The following is a 21864-nucleotide window of genomic DNA, read 5'->3' on the forward strand; positions in this document are numbered from 1 at the left end:
TTCATTTTTCGCATGAATGAATATTACAATGAGGGTTTGTAAGATTGAAATTCTTCGAATTTTTGTTTTTTATTTTTAATCTCATGCGCTTTTTGATCTTCATTGTCTGCCAAGGGTGCTTGCTTCGAATCAATTTTTGGGCTAAGTAGCCGCTTAGAGCGACGTGGTGATGCGGGCATCACTACATCAGTATCTTCCTTTTTGGCACGGTAAAGAACCGTAGGAAATAACTCAGCAGCCATCGATTTATTCACACTCAATCCATGCTCATCCAGAAGCACATGACAAAAAAGTGAATAAGATATTTTATGAATGACTCTAGGCTCGTGCGGCGCGCTGGCGTCATTAGGATCAATAAAATAAACGTACCCATCCTCCTGCATCCTTTCTGCGCCAATGATTTTAATCACATGCGTTTCTTCCCCAGCCTCTTCCTCTTCTGTTTTCATCACATTGAAAATAGAATAGCCATCTTCCCCATTCTCGGTGAAATGAAGTGCAGGTTGACCCGTACCCACTTTCACCAGGTTATAATCAATTTCCGCAAGTAGCGAAGCCTGCCGGATCTCTTCGATTAAAGCCTGCAATCCTTTTACAGGATGCCAGGAAGAATCTGTGTAATCATATGACCATATGTGTTTGATAATGGCGCGATCATAATACGATGACAATTCATCGCTGGAAAGGTCTAATGTAGAGGGAATTCCGTTGCGCTTAACTGCCTCCCAAACCGCACTTTCAACATTAAAATGAAGTCTGCGACTGACCGTTTTTATCGCATCCATAAGAGCCCTGCCTTGCCGATTCATCGCAAAATACGTTAAATCAACTTCGTTACTGTCAATAAAATCTTGCAGAAGTTTTCGTGGTGCCTCCCTCAATGTAGAGGAATTTTTTAATAAAAAACTGGCTAGAAGTCTGTCGCGTGATTCATTTTCATCATCCATTTGCTCATTAAACCAATCAACAAATGCGTCTTCTTCTGCCTTAATCAAGGTTAAGCCAGTACATTCTTTATGATAATCAGAGATGATTTTTTCAATATCCCGTTGCGGACCGCTAAAAAATGGGCCATAAAAGGTATGCTTGAAAGCACTGTACCAACAAGTGCCGCCTCTCTGAGCCGATTGATACCGAGAGGTATTGGATTCGGATAATTGAATAAACCGCCCATCCTTAATGTAAGTAAGTGCAAGAGATGAGCCTTCCGGCAAATTTTTCTCCAATTCTTTTACTCCGGAAGCAGATAAAGTGTTTTTATAATATTTACCGCCGGGAAATTTTCGAATCACTTTGGTTTTTTCGTTAATGTAAAAATTCATAATCATCTCAAGAAATTTTTTCTGTAAGTAAAGAACTGGAATTTTGTTTACCCAACAAAATGGATCAAATTTTATCATAGTGATTTTATAATGCCAATCTAATAAAAAGATGACCCTTTGATATCGAAGAAAAATTGTACATATCACTGGCAATAAAAGATCATTCTGTTCAACTCAGACTATCTTGCTAATTCAGCCATTCTTCAATGATTAATGATCATCTATTCCGTACGAAAAATTCATACATTGAAGACGGATTAGCTTTATCGCGTGGACGTTTTGAATATTTTAATCATAATAACCTGGCCGATCTGAAAGCACGCATTGCTGAGAAAGCTCCAAAATTGTTGTTTTCTTTTTCCCTATTGAGACATTCCCGATGCCATACGCTGGATCAGTGAAATCATTCCACTTACACACTTCTTGCGCATTCTGCATAGCGTCATGCAGGTAATGATTATCCAACTCGAAAAAAAAGCGATATTGATCCAGCCTGCAAGAAAACATTACTGCTCATATATGGACCGAGCTTTTTTCTCTGTAGATGAGAGATTTTTCTTGTCATATACAGAGACTTTTTTAGAGAAAACCTGAACTAAAATATGCTGTTCCATCAACAAACAAGATTGGGATGAACAAGTTATTTTTCATATAATTCAATAGGTAGATGATCAGGATCGAAAATAAAAGTAAAATATTTCTGGGTCGCTTTGTCGAGACGTATAGGTTCAGCTTCAATCTTTTTGTTTTTTAAATCATTCACTGATTTTTGCAAATCATCCACTTCAAATGCCAGATGCCTCAAACCTCTAGCTTCCGGCCTGGAAATTCTTTCTGGCGGGTTTGGAAAAGAAAAAAGTTCTATGATATATTCTCCATGTAGTGAAAGATCCAATTTATAAGATTGACGCTCCTCTCTATATGTCTCTTTAACCACTTCCAGACCCAAAACATGAGTATAAAAATGTTTTGATTTTTCATAATCTGAACAGATAATAGCAATATGATGAATTCGATTTAACATGTTTTTCTGATTAAATGGGCTCAGCGAAGAAAAAATAACTTCATTGTACATGTCCTTTTCCTCCATAAACAGAGGATATTTATCATTTTCAGTATTCCTTCTTTCAATAAATTAATCATCGTCATATTCTACCAGAGCCGAATAAAACTACTCCGGAGTAATGCCTATATATTTTTGCTCAGGCCAGATTTCTTTTTTTTCTTTAAAAAACCGCTGGGTAGTGGGCTTGCGATAATATACTGTCAGTTTGTCATCACAAAGACTAAACTGTACCTCAAAATTACGAATTCTCATGTCCCTTTTCGTCAATAAAGAAGTAATAGGAATTTGTACCTTGTGCGGTTTTCTTTGGGAATCTTTCCAGGATATATACGCCATTTCAGGAATTTCCATGGACATAGAATAATAAGCTCCCGAATATACACTGTACTCTTCACTTCCATAATCAATTTCTCCATATTTAAGATGAATATTATAGAGAGCTTTTTTACATCCATTTTCAATCTCCATTGCATACACAATTTTATGCGCATATAACTGCTTGCATAATAGAAATAAAAACAACAACAAATATGCGATCATGCTTTTTGCACACTTAATACTGGTTGTGAACATACTCAATGACCCTCGTATAATTATGAGTAATGCTTTGTCTCGCTTTATCAATGATATAACGTGAATCGTGAGTCCTTAATACAGGATCACTTAAAGAAGGAGCCGGATAAAGATTCGGTTTTAAGGGTATGTCCAGTTTTTTCAGGTAACGATAACTCATATCAAGAGCAATTCTGGAGTAAGGATTATGATACCCTCCACCAACATCAGAGTGAGCACCAGGAAGTACAATTTCCGTCAATCTCTGATCGTGGGGGCGATTTTTATCGCGCACACTGGTTAAGGGGAAAGCTAAGCGCTGCTCATCCTTTGCGGTGATGTGCAATACATGCTCCACTCCCTTGGGAATGTGTAAACGAAAACCAAAGTGAGCACCTGGCAAACCAATTGAAGCCACAGTGTCAAATAACACCATGGCTTTTACTTTTGGCGTTGCAAAATAGCGGGTATATTTTCCGTAAGAGAGCGAAGAAGTATCCGGCATGCCTTTTTCCTCCAGATAATTGGCAAACTCGCGCGCTTCCGTTGAGCCCCGGCTGAAACTGGTCAAAATCAGCTTGATTTTGGCATTAGGTTTTTTATGCATCGCTCTATTAATAAACTCAACCAATTTATTATAAGCTTCATAAACACGCTCTGTTGCACCAAGACCTGTAGCTCCTCCTATAATCTCGGTAGTTGAATCAGTACCTACACCTTTTATGTAAAATTTCTCTCCTCTTTTATCGTCAAAAATTGTATAAAGCAAGGCAGGATTGGTTTTATCCCGCATTTTCTCCTTATCATTCCAGGTGCCATCAAAGGAGATAAAAGCATACACGGTGTTTTTGTCCTCGGTGTTGTCCTGAAAAGTCAAGCGGTCAATGAGTTGATAACTGCTTTGGATGAGCTTTTTGTCTTCATCGGTTAAAGCGAAGCCTTCTTCCAACTCCTGTTGCTCCAGTTGGCGGGCTCTGGCATTTTGTATGGCTGCTTTTTGCTCCATATCTGCTTTTAGTCGAGCATCCTGGTCGGTCTTGCCCCCTTCCTCGACAAAGGTATTACCAATGCCGTCCCCTAAGCTTTCAGCAAGAACACCGGCGACATCAAAATGACCGGATAATGAGCTTTGCAAGCTGTTTCGTGTAAGACTTCTCAGTGTATGATTCAATGCCCCGCCGGCATGCTCGCCCAGCGTTTGACTGACTTTGGATTGCGCGGATTCTGCCATTTCACTATGAGATAGTCCGCCAATGAGTCCACTGGCAGCAAGTTCAGTGAAATCAAAATGACGGTGTTTCTCAAAGCTTAGGTGAATGCCCTGAGATACAGCATCCTGTTCTATCATGGCTGCAGCCGTATTGAGATTAAAACATGTAGAAGAGGCATTTTTTAATGTTTCACCTAACTTGGCAACCGACGATAAACTATTCACGCCTCGTGCTATCCCGATACCGGCCGCTGAGGACAAACCGCTAATGAGTGCACTTTTCAGGTTTAATCCATGTTGCAGGCCAAAGGCATTTTGTATTCCCTGGCTTGCAATGTTGCCAACAAAACCGGCGGCAAAGCCGATACCTGCTGTTGGAATCAGAGATAAACCTGCATGGCCAATCCACCCCCCGGACAACAAACCGCTTCCTGTGGATAAGAGTGAACTCAAGCTTGCCAATGCCGCATGACCTGCTAGCGCTCCCAAGACACCTGCCGTCAGGACAGAAGCGACTATACCAACCACTGTCGCCATAATTCGACTTAAAAACTGATGATGATTTTTGAGGGGCTTAGGTAAAGGCAATGGGGCTGTTGCACTGGTATCGCCATAAGCATCAGCTTTCATCACTTGATGTGTTTCAGCCGTTTGATGCTGGCCGCTGTTTACCGCCGGTATGATTAAACGACGCCCGATTTGAAGTTCATCCTGCTTTCCACTAATTCCGTTGGCATCAGCTAATAAATACCAAAGACTGCTATCACCATAGACAGCCAAGGCAATCTGATCCAAACGATCCCCGGCTTTGACTGTATAACTGCCTAAGCTGTCTTGAGGTGTTTCCGGCGGAGTATCACTGACTTTTGTCTGATCAATAAAATCACTTGCTTTCAATACAGTGCCGCCAGGATTAAAACCGCCATATACTGATAAATTCTGTCTTTTAAAATCATCAATATGCACATCCCCCACGGTCTTACCATTCAGGGTTAAATAATTCGTCACCCCCTTATTGTTCTCGCAGGCACGCAGGCCATCCATTGAGCTCATCCAGTAATGAGTACTGTGATTTTTCCCCTGATTATCATAATTGTTATCAATGGCATCGCTGAGAAGACCATTTTTATCATAGTGCCTTATACTGCTTCCCGTAGTAACCTGGCCATTGGCCATAAAAATCACCGAATCTTTGGAAAGCTGGGCTTCATCCCATAAGGCAGCGTATTCGTAATGGTGAGTTATTGTGGTATGCGTGTTTCCTTTTACATCATAACCCCGATAGGTTTGTGTATCGACTTGTCCAAGGGTATTGTAATAAAAATTAATCTCAGATTGAGTCCGATTATAGGCGTCCATAACGCGCTGCAGCTCAAGCTCACCTTTATTCCAGCCATATATCGTGGTCTGCGCGATCTGTTCATTACTATCAAAACGGACTTCCGTCAATAAGTGTCCATCGCCATCATAACCTCTGGCACTCAGTTTTTCAGTTTTCCCTCCTGCTTTACGATGGGTGGATTGAAGTTGAGATGAGGCATTATAATGATAGAGCCAATGAACCTCGGAACCGTTCTCATAACTTGTTGCTTCATTAATGTTTCCTGCAGCATCACGGCCTAAAAGGCTGCCTTTGCTCTGATGGATGGTGATCTGACCGTCCTGCAAAACCCCTTTATTAATGCGCATGCGATGATTGGCATCATAATCAAAATAATCCTCCGACTGCTGGGTTTGATAACCATCATAACAAGCCTTTACTTTGGTATGGCGGATGTTGCTGACTTCATCATAGTCATAATCGACAGCCAGCATCTCCTGATTTTTTGGAGGCATGCGATTATCTGTATCATTTGGGCGATATCGACGTATCTTGACTAGACGACCTAGTTCATCGTATTCATAATGATCGTTTTCCATGAGCCAGCCATGCTTGTAATCTCCACTTTTGCTCGACTTTTTATGAATGACACGACCTTCCTGATCGTAGTCATAATCGATGGTTTCCGTGGTTCCCTCATCAGCAAACTTCTCAAGAAGGCCGTTGCCTCGATAGTAATATTTATGATGCTTGCCATGACTGCCTATTTCCTCAATCAGAAGACCATTGGTGTTATAGCGGTAAGTAGTGCTATGCTGGCCTAAATCCGTATGCTGGACAAGTCGCCCTTTGTCATCGTATTTCCAGCTTTGACGATGCCCCATGGCATCGATCTCGACGGTTTTGTGACCCGCATCATCATATTCATAGGAGGCAGTAAAACCCCGTTCATCAATACGACGTACCAAATTATCCCGACTGTCATAAAAATATTTTATGCTGTCCTGTGCCAGATTATGCTGCTCAATCAACTTGCCTGCTTCATCATATTGATACCAGGTCTTTGAGGCATTACCCAAAACCGACAGCAGACGATCATTGCGATCGTAGGTATAGCTGATAATGCCGCCGAGTTCATTGCGGCGCTGTTGCAATTGGCCGAGCAAATTATATTCACTGTCTTTATGATGACCGAGGGCATCTACCTCGCGAACAACATGTCCTTCTGCATCGTATATTTTTGCAACAAGATAGCCTTTCGCATCAATTACAGCAACGGCCTGGCCAAGTTCATCATAGGCATAATGATGCTCAGGCGAAAGACGTCGACGTTGACCATGCGCATCCATCACACTAACCTCTGGCAGTTTTTGATGAGTGATTTGGTCAAAAGCATTATAACGATAATAAGTGATCTGACCTAAGCTGTTGCTATGCGACAACATGTTGCCCCATCGATCCACGGTATAATTCTGACTGTTTTTTTCAAGGCACTTTTTATCATGATTTTTTTTATCGACTGTGGTGCTGTATTTCACCTGGCTCAAAAGATGCCCTAAATTGTCATAAATATTATCCTGTCTTTGCAGATTAAAATAATCCTGACCATCATCATATTGGGCAAGTTCAGCATAATTCACATGACTTAAATCAATGCCATTGTTACCATGCTCAGTTGTGACATGGTTAGAGGATGTCACGATTTGAGTCAGACAGTTATCCAGGCTGTATACATAAATCTGCCAATAGCCAGGCTGGTTGCTTCGCCACACTCGTCCCTGCTGGTCATATTCTGCAAACAGTGTCATCTGACCATCCATACCTTTTGCAGTGATTTCACCAAAAGCGTTATAGCTGATATCTTCAGTACGATAACCTCCCTGCTGCTTCAGAGTCGCTGTTTGTAATAAACGATTTTCTGCATCATAACGATAGGTTTTTTCATCCAGTAAAAGACGTCCATCGATCTGATGACGAATTTGATAGCGGCGCACAATATTACCGTTTTCATCGTAACTAAAGCTAACTTCATGGCCTTCGCCGTCTATCTCATGAAGCAAATGGCCTTCGTTATCGTATATATAGCTTTGGGTACTGTCCTGAGCAGAAGCTCCGGATAATATAAAATGGGATTCATCGACGACAGATGCGCCTTTGGTATGGCGCCTCATTGAAACCAATTGACCCAAAGCATCGTAAGCATAAGTGATTGCGCTGCGACCTTTTGCTGTTTTCGGACCTGCTTTTGCTATCAATTGCCCCTCACTATTGTAATAGCAATACGCTGTCTGCCCCTTAGCATCCGTCTTTGAAGTCATATGACCCAGAGCATCATATGTGTAGGAGGTTGTCAGATCGCCACTGAGCGGTTCATAACAATGCTTCTTTTCATCAAAGCGTTGCCAGTTGACGTGTTTTAAGATCTTGGCAGTCATCCGTCCTGAACGGTCATAGGTAGACACTACCTCACGGTCCTGTAGGTCTTTTTTAGGTTTCGTGAAATCACGCTCATTAAACGAGGATGCGCGACAGGAGTATTGATATTCTCTGTCTACTTCAGCAAAAGCATTATAATTCCAGCTTGTAAGATAGCCTTCTGCATCAATGGTAGCCGTCTTTTGACCTTCATGATCATAATAATGATGAGTAATGAGCCATTCATTTTCATTACGCTTCACACGGGTTTGTATCACTTCACCAAAGGCATTGTAAGTCGTGTGCGTTACAGGACACAGCAAGCTGTATTGGTGTGTTTTTGAGTTATAAACATGAGACTTGTCGGCTTTAAGCTCAATGACCCGACTGACTGCGTCATAGTCAAACCATTGATGACGATCATTGGTGCTTGTCTTTATCCGTTGTTTAATCTCATCGAAGCTGAGCGGTTCTTGCAAATGACTTAATGGCAAACGTTGTGCATAGCTTGTTTTTATCTTTAGTCGACCTAATGTATCGTATTGATATTGAGTTAAAGCAGATGTGGCATCTACACTGAAAACAAGCTGTCCGTTAAAATCATACACAAAATGCTTGCTGTTGCCTTTTTTATCTTTACTGACGACCATTTCACCAAACGCATTATAACTCCATGTTTCAGATAAAGTTTTGTAAATATCATGACGTTTGCCATCCAGAGGCGACTTAGGATCATTCACTGCAACATTTGGATATTTGATGGCTATCAGATGATTTTCTTCATCGTATTCATATTGTCGTTGGCGATTCATCCCTCCCTTATCCTCAATGCTTGTAATGCAATTGCCAAAGGCGTCATATTCCCTTGTACTGATAACGGAGCGATGTTCCTGCATGCATTGCCCGTTTTTCCAGACCGTTATGGTTTTTATCGGACTGATGCTTTTAACCATCTGGCCATTTTCATCATAAGCATATTCCCAGATACGATTCATCGCATCTTTTTTCAGGATAACGTTCCCCTTTTTATCGTATTCATAGTGAGTTTTATGCTGGTTATTTTCCTCGCTGTCCGTCAGACGTCCCACCTCATCCCAGGTAAAAGCGGTTTTTCTGTCATAAGAAGGATCTTGTTTTAAGGCATGATAAAGACTGATATCATCAACGGTATTAGCCGATAAGGCTTTGGCATATTTGATCTCTTTGATGACATTCCCTGTAGGATCATAGACGTGCTCAGTGACATAACCTTCTGCACTGATGCGAAAACGTTCCTGACCGGCAGCATCATACATCATACGAACGGTCCGATCCTGCGCATCTTTTTGGACCCGATTTGCCCAATCGTTTTTTTGCATGATTTTGCGATCCAGTCTCAGGGCATGTCGTGTACTGGAGGTGACATGATTCAGAGCGTCGTATTGATAAGTACTGACCTCACCCACCCCATTAACCGTAGCCACCATTCTGCCGGCATTATCGTATTGATACTGGATCACTATATCTTTTGCATCAGGCTTCAAATGGGAATGAACCCAGTCTTCATTAAGCGTATTATGATTATTTATATCGGTTAGTAAATTGTTGTATTGAATCTTTGCTTCAAGTTCGCCGGTAGGACAATAACGATGTTCGATTGTTCTTCCGTCAGGTTCTATAGTATGAATCAATCGATTTAAAGCATCGTAGGTGTATCGTACGGTTCGGTCGTTTTTGCTTATTTTTATTGCAGGCTCGGCATTTGCCGTTAATGCTCGAGGATCACACAATGTTGCATATGAGGTTTTGCTCAAAACATTTCCTGCTGCATCATGCCTGAATAATGTAATAGCCCCACGGGCATCGCATCTCAGCCTTACTCGACCTTCTTCATCAAAATATCGTGTGGTATATCTATCCTTGGCGCTATTCGGTTGGATAGCGGCCTTGATGGCGTCTTCGGTATAATTTCCGCGTTGTAAAACAGGACGGGCATAAACAATTGTCTGCCATTCCTGGCCTAAAGAAGTATATCGATGTTCAGTAACCACGCCGCGTGCATCAATATTAAAACGACATTGGCCGTTTGCATCGTAGATAAGATGTCTGGTATATCCTCTTTCATCAGTTTCCGCAATCAAATGACCTTCTTTGTCCCACTCATACTTACTCGTAAGCGCCAAATGGTTCGGGGCTAGTGTTTTTGTCCGTTGTCTTCCCAATGCATCATATGTCCAGGCGGTAACTTTATCATGCCCCTTGGGGTTTTTAACGATTTCCCGTATTAACAGCCCCCTATCGTCGTAAACATAAAGCGTGGTGAGTGCGAGTCCTTCCGGATCCAGCGTGCTTTGGATCAACCGGTTTGCATCATCATAGCGAAAAATGGTTTTTCTCTGATCAGCGATATTCTCTTCCACCAAACGACCAACACCATCATATTGATACGAAGTGGTCAATGATAAGTGCTCGGGATCAATGGTTCGGGTTAATACGTGATTCTGAGCATCATAAGTCCAGGTAGTTATGGTCTTATCAGCTTCCTGCTGCCAAATCAGACGTCCAAGATCATCATATTCATAACGTTTTTGGATGCCTTTTACCCCTTTTACTTCTATAAGATTGCCAAGCTCATCGTAATGATAAGCGGTCTCATGCCCTAAGGCATCAGTGACTGATATACGATGTTCAAAAGCATCCATAATGATACGTTGAGTAATGTTCTGTAAACGATCACAAACGATCAGTACCGCTTTATTATCCTCATAAGTATATTGGGTTACTTGACGTGAGGCATCGACATGCTGAATGACTCGTCCAAAGGCATCATATTTCCAACGATTTTGTTTATGCAATGCATCTGTTTTAGAGATTTGTTGATCCAGTTTATCCCAACTGTAGGTGGTCAAAGCGCCGCGAGAATCCACAAAATGTTCAAGTCGGCCAAAAACGTCATAATTCATTTGAATGGTTCGAGCAACACCATCTGGATCCTCTATTTTAAATGTATTTAAACCTCGGCGATCATATGCATATTGAAACACCGCCTCATGGGCATCATCTATACGTTGTCTTGTTTCCTTCAGATCACCAAAGGCATCATAAAGCATGGTTTTTTGTACGGAACGACCTTGACGGGAAAGAATAACCTGTCCTTTTAAGTTATATTCGTATTCATGGATATTGTCCAAACTCTCATTAGCCAAGGTATCCAGGTGAACGTTCAAGGTTTTAAAATCTTTAATCGCTGCCATCGAAGGAAGTCGGTTTGAATATATCCTTTGCCAACAAAGCTCACCAAAAGCATTGTATTTCTGTACGCTTACTCGTCCATCAGCATCAAGACTTGCTCTGAGCTGACCGTTATTATCGTAAAAATAGCGAGTGGTTTGACCTAGAGCATCCACTTTTTCTATCAGATTGTCCTCAGAATCATAAACAAAGCGGGTGCTATGTTTTGTCCAGATGGCTTCTATTTCAGCTTCTGTTAATTGATTTGAGATCATCAGCAATGCCGATCCCTTTTCATCCAGACTCTGAATTAACCGCCCCTTGTCGTCATAACGGTATCGGGTCTGGTGAGATTGATGGTTACGCTCATCAGAAATGGTTTTTGTGATTAATGCGCCAGCATCATCGTAAATATAGCTGGTAGCCAAACCTCCTGTTGTTTTCTCCTTTTTTACCAGTCCGCGCTCATTATATTGATAATGAATATGATGATCATTATCGTGAATTTCTGGCCTTAGTTGCTCAATAGCCATATGAGCGGAATAATTTTCCACTTGAGCCTTGCGGGCATAAGCAATTTTTTCCTCAAGCAAACCACGGTCATTATAACGATACTCTGTAAGATAGCCCATTGCATCCAGATCAGCGGTTAAAAAGCCAGCTTTGTCGTAAAAATGTCGTGTAATGATGTCTTTAATGTTGCTTTTGGGCTTAACAAGCGACCAGATTTCACTATAAGATGTAACTTTATTGAAATAACGGCATGCTTGCCAACAGTGCCCCATCGCATCGTAGCTGTATTCTGTGGCTTGTCCCTCCGCATCGACTTCTGCTGTGAGACGCCCTGCATCATCATAGTAATAACGATATTGCCTGTCATGTCTCTTGTCTTCAATCGGCTTGATGTCAGAGGCACGGAGATACTGTTGAGGGTCAAAGGAAGAAATGGGTTGATAATAAGCCCGTTTTTCATACCGTTGCCCTTGGTGATTATACCGGTACTCGATGATGGCACCATCGGCGTTTACTTCATAAATCAATTGGCCCTGCTCATTGTAAATCCATTGACAGATACGATCTTGTTGACTCGCTTCAGGTCTAGCCTGCTCGTATGAAGGCGGGTTTGATAAAAATGAAGAAATGTTTACCTTGTTGGCATAATGAAAACGCTGTATCAGATGATCATATGAATCATAATGAAACTCGCTCACCTGTCCTTCAGCATCGATTTCAGCCAATAAGCGACCTTCCTTATCATAAAACCAGTACAGAAATTTTTTATCGGGTCGCTCTTTAGCGATTAAATGACCCGCCTTATCGTAATAATAACGGGTTGTACCATAATCTTTTTGATCTTGACCAATCGTTTGCGTCCATAACAAAAGGCCACTTTTATCAAATATTTGAACCCTCTTTAATCCATGAGCATCTCTTGTAATCATTCGCTGGTGTTCATCATCATATTCTACTCGATGATGAACACCAGCGCTGTCGATTGTATCCACCAGTCGACCCAAATCGTCATAAAAATATTGTGTACTGAGTTTGTTTTCACCTGTCACAGATTCCACCAAGCGGCCAGCAGCATCGTAGCGATAACCTGTAATAAAGGCATCTCTCCCAATACCTTGAGCATTACATTGGCGATAGACGTATTTTGCCTGCAGTTGACCGCGCCAGTCATAAGTATATTCGGTCAGGGATGTCTGGCTGAAATCCTGCTTTTTAAGCCAGACATTCATGGTGGCATGATCCGGTCTTTCCTTAATTGAATAACGCTCTTTTAAGTAGATTCTCTCACTGACAAGTTGCCCTTCATTATCATAACGGTATTCTGTCACCACCCCATCCGGGGTAATTTTAAAACGCAAATGCCCTCTTTCATCATAAAGATAATAAGTCGTGATAGCTGAAGACAGCGGCTCGCCTTGTCCAAGCCGCTTTTCAGACAGCAGATGATGTTCGGCATCAAATGTTCTGTAAGTGACCATACCATCAGGAGCCTTCATCAGAATACAATCGCCTGCCTCATTGTATTCATATCTCCATTGTTGATTTCCTTCGATGATTTCAGAAAGATATTTACCTTGATAGCGAAAAACTATTTTTTTTCCTTCAGGCCCTTCTATACCTGTCAAACGGGACCTTTCATCATATTTATATATCCAGCGCTCACCCAACTCATTATTAACAATGGTTCGCCCGGTTTCATAGGTAAACTGGGTTACTCGGCTCTCCCCATCTTTCAATGATTTAACACGACCCATTGCATCATATTCAATATGAAGACTGACGCCGTCGGATTGATGTATATCGCTGATTCGAGATGACTCCTCTTCATAGTCAAACGCTGTCCAGAAGATCTTACCAACACCTAAATCCATTTCTTCTCGCCTGAGTCGACCTGAATCATCATAAGAAAAACGAATATGATGAACCCTCTTGCCATCACTGACAGCCGTCATTTCTTTTAAATGACCGTTTTCGAATTGCCATTCTATTTTTTGTCGGCCATGGCTGTCAGTCACTGAAAACAAATCGTTATTTCGATACTGAAAATCCCAATGATGACCATCCTTGTCAGAAATACGAGATAAAAGGCCATTTTGATCATAATGAAACTGGGCCTTAGCTGATCCTTCGCGATAGTAAAAACCTTGGGCGTCAGCCATAATAAAGGCCAGTCCTCCCTGAGCTTCGCGATAAAAACCTTTGGTTTTGTCAAAGATGAAGTGACTGACATGACCATCCTCATCCAGGCGCTCTATCACGGAGCCCTCTGTATTCCGGCTTCCTTTCAGAATAATCTTACTCTGACTGCTCATCGTCCATAAATATTTACCTTCAGCACGGGAATTATAGGTGACTTTGAAATCATAACCCAGGCCAGAGCTGGCTATAAATCCATCCTTTTCCCGTAAAATTAGGTTGCCGTTAGCTGCATTCACATAAAGTGAATGATGGCCTTGTCCTAAACCGGAAACTCCTCTTGAACCCCATTTACCTAATTTGTTCATGGAGGAACCGTAAACTCCCAGCCCTTCTCCTGTAAATATTTGCGTCATTGTCTTCGTCTCATTTTTTATTTCTACTTCCTATTCCAACCTCATCTTTCTATCTTTTAAAAGTCTGGTTTTTTCGTTAATCCCGCAATGGGTAATTCAACATAGTAAGCCTTTGAGATCCCTCCAGGAGTATTCCTGATCCTAAGCCAAACATCCGGATAAAATTCCAAATCGGAAGGAACGTTGTTAACCTCAATGCAATTCTTTTCTATTTTCAACCAGGGCGGATTATCATGATCTTTCGCCAACTCAATGGAATAAGGATAATCTTCGAATTCTGGATAAATATCTCGATTTTCATGAAAGCAATATCTATAGGCTGTATCTGGCAGCAAAACAGGTAAAATCGGCTTCTCCATCTTGAAACGAGGGGTTAAGTCCGGATTAATGTTGACGTTTAAGACGCCTTCAGTCGTTTCAGAGGACCCGCCTGTTATGGTGACAGCCTGTAAATACAATTTATAATGCATGCCCGTTGCTTCTGAAGGCACAAGTCCTTCCAGTGCGGTTGGTGATTGCATTGAGCGCTTAAGCCATGGCGCGTCGGGTTTGATTTTTTTCAGGATCAGTTGCAAACTGCCATCCCGTGACGGATCATTTATCGACGAAATCAAATCTGCATAAAAATGCTGATGACTATTCGTGGTCAGCGACACAGCGCGAATAGAGGGAGTGAAGGCTGGATCGAAAGCCACAGGTATTTTTAAGGTCAGAGGTTCGGAATCTCCGCCTGTGTTGGAATGAGCGATGATGGTGGTTTGTAAAGTGCGGCCAGCTTCATTGGCTGGAACATGCCCAACAAGCCATTTATCGTTTTGATTATTGATTGAAAAATATGGGCTATTGTTCTTATAAGGCTTGATACGGAAATGAAGCTGATCCCCTGTTACCAGGCTTTCCTTTTTCACCAGATTCATTAAAGAAAGGGTGTAGGGTTGGCCAGGATTTGCTGATGCCAATTGAAAATTCGGCTTGAACTTTGGCTTGTCTTGTAAATTGACCCCAACTTCTACGATTAATTCAACTGCTGCTGACATACCATGCTGATTTTTGACAGCAATTTGAAAAGTCGATGTGCCGATTTGCTCTGGTATCCCAACAATGGAATAACTTGCCGGATCAAAATGCAGACCGTTTTTTTTCTGCGGTGACACAATGCCTATCGGTGTTGCACCACTTTGCATGTTTTCATCAAAAAAACGAATGTATTTTATAAAGCTGAAATGAAAAGGTCTACCAGCTACCGCCATAGCCTTACCGGGAGAAACCATGGACAGAGGATGAGGTAATACATTAACAGTAAAATAAGGGCTATTTATAAAATCATTCCAGCTTGTACCATGATCTTTTCCTTGCTGCCGGAATGTAACCGTACCACTGATAACTTGTCCAGCCACTTGTCCACTGACTACCAGGTTTAAATAACAAACACCATCAGCATACGATAATCCGTCTCCTGGAATCGCCGGACAAATGCCATTGACGGCCTCAAGTCGAGTATTAGCTGGCAGAATCCACCATTTATTTTTTTTAAGATAAGCATGAGACATCACCAAGGGTAATTTAACACTCTCTTTAGGGTAAACATTTGCGACTGGGGGTACGCTGAAATTAAAGAAATAGATGACGGGCATTTTCGCCGCGTAAGCATGGTTGAAAAAAAGCAGTAGGCAGACGAAACATCGTCTCATGATAAAATCCATTTTTATCTATCCAATATTGCAAGGTTTTCTACAAATCCGGCATTACAACACCAAATGTGGTATGTCGGATAAATTCTAGGTGTATTCCTTTATTGCTTACCTAGACGGCACCATTGTTAATGAAGTTATTTTGAATGTCAATTGTTAAAGCTAATTTTTTTAAAAATGGTATAAGTGAAGGGGACTAATAAAAAATTTTTGTTATTCTTTGCCAAATTTAGCATAATACAGCCTCGTTTTTAGAAGTATTGAGAATATGGAACAAACTAGTATCACATTAACCTTATTAAAAAAACTGGTAAGTTTGGCTGAAAAAAACAATGAAGGCGATACGGCCAATTATATTCCTGAACTAGCCAATATTGATAAAAAGCTGACCGCAATTTCCGTACACACTCTTAATGACAATAAGATTTTAACGTATTGTAATCAGGATTTACCGGCTATCACGTTGCAAAGTACTGGTAAATTGATTCCCCTAATCGGACTTTTGGAAGAATACGGGCCAAGCCATGTTTTTGAATGGGTCAAGGTGGAACCTTCCGGAGATGATTTTGCATCCATAACACGTCTTGAACAGTTTGGACCCAAACCATCCAATCCTATGCTCAACCCAGGTGCAATTACACTTTGTTCAAGAATTCCGGGAATAGGTGAACAGCAATTTGCCTGGCTTGAGCATTGGGTACAGAAATTATTTGGACAACGGTTAAGTATTAATCCTCTTGTATTTGCTTCAGAAAAACGAACTGGCGATAGAAACCGCTCCTTAGCGTATTTATTAAAAAGTCGTCATAATCTTGGTGCTGATGTTCCGGAAACACTGGATTTGTATTTTACAATTTGCTCCTATGAAGCACGTATAGAGCAAGTTCTCTATTTACCTACTCTGCTTGCCAATGGTGGTAAGGATCCAGCCACCGGCGAGCAGATTATTTCAGTGGAAACGATAAAAATCACTTTAGCCATCATGGCTACCTGTGGCCTGTATGATGAAACCGGCACGCATATGGTACGTACTGGAATGCCAGCAAAAAGTGGGGTTTCAGGCTATACAATGGCTGTAGTACCGGGCAAAGCCGGTATTGTTACTCTGAGTCCACGGGTTAATAGAAAAGGGAACAGCATTCGAGGAGAGCTCATACTTGAAGAGCTATCTAAATCCATGTCTTGGCATTTTGCGCTGCCTTAAAATCATTCATGTCGATAACTCATGAGTCAATAAATCTGCCAGCCTGGTTTTAAGCGGTGCCGTCATGGCCTATAAATATTTTTATTTATCCGAAGGGCGAATAGCTGGATCAATGTCCTTAATATACTATTATTTAACTACACCCCATCTAAAATAAGCAGACTGAAATGAAAAATAAGGACATTACAGAACCTGTTAACGAAAAATTATTAGAAAAACTGGTCAGGGAAAAAGAGTTAAATACCGTAAATACACGAAAAAACGAAGATACATTTGAAATTGATGATGAGGAATATACCATTATCCGTTCAATAAATTGATTGATAAATCCGGTTACCGTGAAAGCATTCCATCTGATTTTCTTCCCGCTTCATGTTGATTTTTGAAGCGGTTCCACTGAACCTAAATATCGTCCCTGTCCCCAGGATATATGAATCAAGCGTAAGGCGTCCCATTGTGACTGATGTTCCACCTGGGTAACAACAACGTCAATCTCTAATGTTTTTGCCATCTTGTTAAAATAATGAATAAAAAACTGCTTACTCTCATCCTCCTTAATATCCTGAATCAGGCTGCCATGTAATTTAACATAATCGAGATGCAGATCACTGATATAGTGCATTGAAGAGAAATGAATACCTACACGATCCATACCAATACCTACACTCAGTCGTTTTGCCTCATCCATAAACCATTTAATATCCGTAAAAGAATCAATGATAAAGGATTCCTGAAATTCCAGGTTAATGTGTTTACGCAATCCGGCAGGTATCTTGGCCAATTTTTTTAGATAGTTATCGGCAAATATCTTGTTTGTCAATGTGGTTTTCGATAAATTTAATGATATATTTTTCATGTTTTTCTTTAAAAACGGGATCAGTTCATCTAAAACATACAAATCAATCAAATGAGCCATCTCAAAACGTTCAGCAATGGGAATAAAATATCCCGCCCCTACTTCATCTGAATTCTGCATGATTAATCGCACAAATATTTCATAATGCAAAATGTCTTTTCCATCCGTTACAGGTTGCCAATAAAGTAATATTTTTTTATGTTCAAGCGCGTCGAGAATATCCTGACTTAGCAGCTGGCGTGGATAAGTAAAGTCCTCATACGTCGTTTTACAGTAAAATACTCCTTTCTCTTTTGCATGTTTAACTGCCGTGTCCAGTAAACTCAACAAATTGGAAGGCGTCTGATGAACAAAGTAAGAAGCTGCAGCCATGTGAAATTCACAATGTGTAACATCACTGAAAAGCTGGCCAAGAATTTGCTCAAATTCCTTGCATTTTTTCTCTATATGAACAGCATCGGAATCCTGTTCAATAATGGCAAATGTTGTTCCATTAATTCTAGCCACAGTGTTCGTTGAAGAAAATTGCCAAAAATTTTTACATGCATTGGCCACAGAACATAGCAATTCATCCCCTTTCTGATAACCGTATTGATGATTATATTTTTCCAGTCCCTCCAGCACGACCATCAAAAGATACCCAGGCACGAACTCATCTTTATTATCCAATAAAGAGTGCAGTTGTTGCATAAAATATGCGCGATTACTCAATCCTGTTAAGCTGTCCTGATAAACTTGCTTACGAAGCTCTTCAGCTTCTTGCCATTGCTCTTCAAACAAGGATTTTATTTTTAAAACCATTTGATTCATCGCCAAGGTAACCTGCTTTAGCTCAGGTGCACTGGGAATTTTAGTTTCTATGGGAAATTTATGATCAGAAATAGCCATTGCCTGTCTGGAAACTCGTTTCAGAGGCCGCAATAAAGTTTGAATAAATAAATAAACCAGTATTAAAGCGATTACAGCAAAAACGACATACCAGTTAAAAAGTTTAACCGCATTTTCCCACAGCGCTTCATAAGCAAGTGTAGTATCACTGGATACGAGAACTCTGCCAACCTGCCTCCAGCCATCCATAACCAGTGACGTTTGTATTGTAGACGGCCATTCAATTAAATGGATAAACCATTGAGGAGCACTCGACTTTGTTTGCGGTAATCTTCTGGATATTAATAGATTGCCCTTATTATCCCGAACCTCTATAAACTCAAAATATCCACGATCGAAAATGGCTTCAACCATTGCTAACATGGTGGGTAAATCTTTCTGGCGAAGGCTTTGTGACATTGACAAACCCAGAGAGGTCGCCGTGTCCTGAGCATTATTCTCCAATTGTTTAATAAAATAATTTCGTGCATTATGCACAGTAATGATATATGTGCCAAAAAAAATAACCAATAGAAAGGCCAGTACTCCAATTGCAAGTCTTTTCGTTAATGTCATGGTCTTTTACCCATTTGCTTTATACGTTCTATTACTCTTTGCCATTTGCTCAAGCGGTTTTGCCCTAAATATTTATCGCGCTCTCTTTGCTTTGCAAGCCATAATCCATCACCATTGAAACTGTACACAGGAATCAAATCAGGACGTTGTGAAGCCGGTAAAATACGAGGTTCCAGATTATCCAATATCAGAGGTTCAGCATCAGGAGTTTTATAATAAGCCAGAATCATATGCGCCTGGTCAAGTCGCAGGGATTTAACATAAGTAATTCTCAGCTTTTCCATGGGCACCCCCATAGCGAGTAAAGTAAAATACTTAGCAATGGAAAAATCTTCACAATCGCCGCTGGCATCAACAATAAACTCATCGGGTGTCTTCCAATAGTCACCAGCCCCTTTATAAACAGCGTCTGATTGAAATTGAAAAACGTTAAAAAACTTATTGGTACTGCTCAGTTTTTTTTCAATGGGCAGTTTTTTATGAGACTTGATCAAATTGCTCCAGGCATGGAAGCGTCGTTTAACATCTCCTTTATATTTTTTCTCCATTTGTGCAATTTTATCTGGGCTAATAATGAGGGCTGGAGAAGCATGCACATATACCCCGCCGCCGATTAACCCGATAAGTAAACATCCGTTTATTAATATTCTGATTTTATTTAACAGGCCCCTTAAAAGTGACCAGTCTTCCTGGAACATGTGCAATTTCCTTCAATCGCTCCATGCTGTTACCAGCCTGGCCACGATATTCATACGGTCCAACAAGAACAAGATGACATCCTTTGTAAAAACAAGTGAATGTTGGAAAACCCTGTTTTTTGAGACGATTAACTAAAAGATCAGCACTGGCTTTATCATTGAAATTTCCTGTAGATACATACCAGACTTTAGGTTTGATCTGTAAGGGAAGTGTTGCATTTTTATTCACAATTGCCGGTGTTAATTTAACTTTATCCATTGATGCGACTGGATGAGCCAGCACCAAGGAATGATCTGAATTGTCAGGATAAGGAATTTCATTCATTGATTTATTCAATAAAACATGCGTCTGTGCGGATGAAAACACATCATTATTCACGACATTCAAAGGTAAGCGCATTTTCAAATAGCAAAGCAACATTCCCATACCATTCAATATCCGGTAACGAGAAAATATTTCTTCATTCTGACCGCGAGCATATTCAATTTGTGCGCGGTAATACTCATTTTGAGAGTCCAATAAATCAAGCAGCGTTCTTTTTCCCACTTTAAATTGTTCCTCATAGGCTGCGCGTGTTTTATATGAAGAACTGACATGTTGCCGCAAAGGCCTTATCCGCAGGCCAGAAGTTTCCCAAGCATTCCATGACAGTCGTAAAGATTCTTTTAAATCAATTATAGACTGATTTTTAACTTCATAGGCTTCCTGAACCTGATAAGCCGTTTCGCGCACCCTGGCTTCATCTGAACCCCCGCGAAATAGATTATAAGTCATACGAAACATAGCCATCTTATCCTCATTACGGCCTACAAGCCCATCCAGATTTTTATTTTTTGAAGCACTGAGTACAAAATCAAAACGTGGATAAAAAGAGGCTTTTGCAACTTCATATTGCGATTTTGCTTCTTTCACATCCGCGTAGGCTGATTTTAATGTTGGATGGTTATCCAGCCCCTTTTCAATGGATTGAGACAATGTTTTCGGTAAATGTTTTGATGAGGGGATTTTAGGCCAGCGCAAATCAGAAGGCCATTTACCTACCACTTTAGCGTAAGTAATACGAGCTTCCCGTAAATCAGCCTCAGCGCTGATTTTATTGGCCTCGGCAAGAGCAAGACGGGCCTGAGCCTGATCCACCTCGGCAACTCTTGAAATTCCAGCGGCACCACGTTCACGAATCATAGCAAAAACGGAACGATGTTCCCTAAGGTTTCTAACGGCATAACCATATAGTTTTTCATGCAAGAGAACATTCAGGTATTTTTGCACGATATCTAAAGCCAAATCATCGGCAACACCCTGAACTTTCCACTCCTGAGCCTGATATAAATATTCATTGCGTTTTAATTCATACGCGATGCCGCCGCCTGCAAATAAATTCTGTTTTAATTCAACGCTCGACTCCACTCTGTTTAATGTCCTCTTACCCCCTCCCTGCAAGGCTTCTGTGGTTGGATTCCTGCTTTGTTCCTTACCAAATCCGGCATTGGCATCTATGGTAGGCCAATAAGCGCCTTTTGCTCTATCTACAGCTTGTCTGGCTGATAATGCCTTGGCCGTATTCAATAAAACTTCGGGATTGGAAATCAGGCCATGTTGCACTGCGTCGCAAAGTGTATCCGCCATAGAAGAGGCAGGAACCAACAACAATGCCACAAGCAATGACTTTTTTTTCATATCATATCCCTATTCACAATGCTTAATTATTTTAATTATCCGGTATAATCTTATAAAATCATAAAGAACATCAAGTATTTTCCTTCATTTTTCAATCTGTTAATCTATGTAATGTTTTTTAATAACCTATATT

The 21864-nt window shown here is 40.8% G+C and carries 11 protein-coding genes; 3 read left to right on the forward strand and 8 right to left on the reverse strand.

Annotated elements, in window-relative coordinates; translation table 11 throughout:
- Positions 1-23: 23 nt before the first annotated feature.
- On the reverse strand, positions 24-1322 hold the full coding sequence (locus E4T55_RS01755; RefSeq protein ID WP_131780732.1) for a hypothetical protein: 1299 nt from the start codon (positions 1320-1322) through the stop codon (positions 24-26).
- A 206-nt stretch (positions 1323-1528) separates the two neighbouring features.
- On the opposite strand from E4T55_RS01755, the gene E4T55_RS01760 reads away from it, so the two are divergent.
- Entirely contained in the window at positions 1529-1723 is a 195-nt protein-coding gene (locus E4T55_RS01760; protein ID WP_135121906.1) for a hypothetical protein, read from the forward strand.
- Between the two features lie 239 nt (positions 1724-1962).
- Here E4T55_RS01760 and gloA2 read toward each other — a convergent pair whose 3' ends face one another.
- The 4 genes from gloA2 to E4T55_RS01780 all read right to left on the reverse strand — a co-directional run bounded on the left by gloA2 (position 1963) and on the right by E4T55_RS01780 (position 15852).
- Positions 1963-2397, reverse strand: a complete 435-nt coding sequence (gene gloA2, locus E4T55_RS01765) for an SMU1112c/YaeR family gloxylase I-like metalloprotein (RefSeq protein WP_202967179.1) — start codon at positions 2395-2397, stop codon at positions 1963-1965.
- A 96-nt stretch (positions 2398-2493) separates the two neighbouring features.
- Positions 2494-2928 carry a hypothetical protein gene (locus E4T55_RS01770; RefSeq protein WP_131780731.1) on the reverse strand — a complete coding sequence of 145 codons (435 nt, stop codon included), beginning with the start codon at positions 2926-2928 and terminating at the stop codon, positions 2494-2496.
- Between the two features lie 13 nt (positions 2929-2941).
- Positions 2942-14161, reverse strand: a complete 11220-nt coding sequence (locus tag E4T55_RS01775) for a phospholipase effector Tle1 domain-containing protein (protein ID WP_058500436.1) — start codon at positions 14159-14161, stop codon at positions 2942-2944.
- Positions 14162-14217: 56 nt separating this feature from the next.
- Complete coding sequence (locus E4T55_RS01780) at positions 14218-15852, reverse strand: hypothetical protein (protein ID WP_131780730.1); 1635 nt, start codon at positions 15850-15852, stop codon at positions 14218-14220.
- Positions 15853-16120: 268 nt separating this feature from the next.
- On the opposite strand from E4T55_RS01780, the gene glsA reads away from it, so the two are divergent.
- Both glsA and E4T55_RS15155 read left to right on the forward strand, forming a co-directional pair.
- Positions 16121-17056, forward strand: coding sequence for a glutaminase A (gene glsA, locus E4T55_RS01785; protein WP_058500434.1), 936 nt, complete (start codon positions 16121-16123; stop codon positions 17054-17056).
- A gap of 167 nt (positions 17057-17223) precedes the next feature.
- Positions 17224-17376, forward strand: coding sequence for a hypothetical protein (locus tag E4T55_RS15155; protein ID WP_156411788.1), 153 nt, complete (start codon positions 17224-17226; stop codon positions 17374-17376).
- Between the two features lie 50 nt (positions 17377-17426).
- On the opposite strand, the gene E4T55_RS01790 is transcribed toward E4T55_RS15155, so the two are convergent.
- From E4T55_RS01790 to E4T55_RS01800, 3 genes are read right to left on the reverse strand one after another with little or no spacing between them, the layout of a single operon-like run.
- A complete protein-coding gene (locus tag E4T55_RS01790; RefSeq protein WP_058500433.1) occupies positions 17427-19355 on the reverse strand; it encodes a bifunctional diguanylate cyclase/phosphodiesterase in 1929 nt (642 codons plus the stop codon).
- Complete coding sequence (locus tag E4T55_RS01795; RefSeq protein WP_082636451.1) at positions 19352-20053, reverse strand: transglutaminase-like cysteine peptidase; 702 nt, start codon at positions 20051-20053, stop codon at positions 19352-19354. The genes E4T55_RS01790 and E4T55_RS01795 overlap by 4 nt, the downstream gene beginning before the upstream one ends.
- Positions 20010-21731 carry a TolC family outer membrane protein gene (locus tag E4T55_RS01800; protein WP_058500432.1) on the reverse strand — a complete coding sequence of 574 codons (1722 nt, stop codon included), beginning with the start codon at positions 21729-21731 and terminating at the stop codon, positions 20010-20012. Before E4T55_RS01800 ends, E4T55_RS01795 begins: the two co-directional genes overlap by 44 nt.
- Positions 21732-21864 lie beyond the last annotated feature (133 nt).

This window comes from Legionella israelensis (assembly GCF_004571175.1).
GTDB lineage: Bacteria > Pseudomonadota > Gammaproteobacteria > Legionellales > Legionellaceae > Legionella_D > Legionella_D israelensis.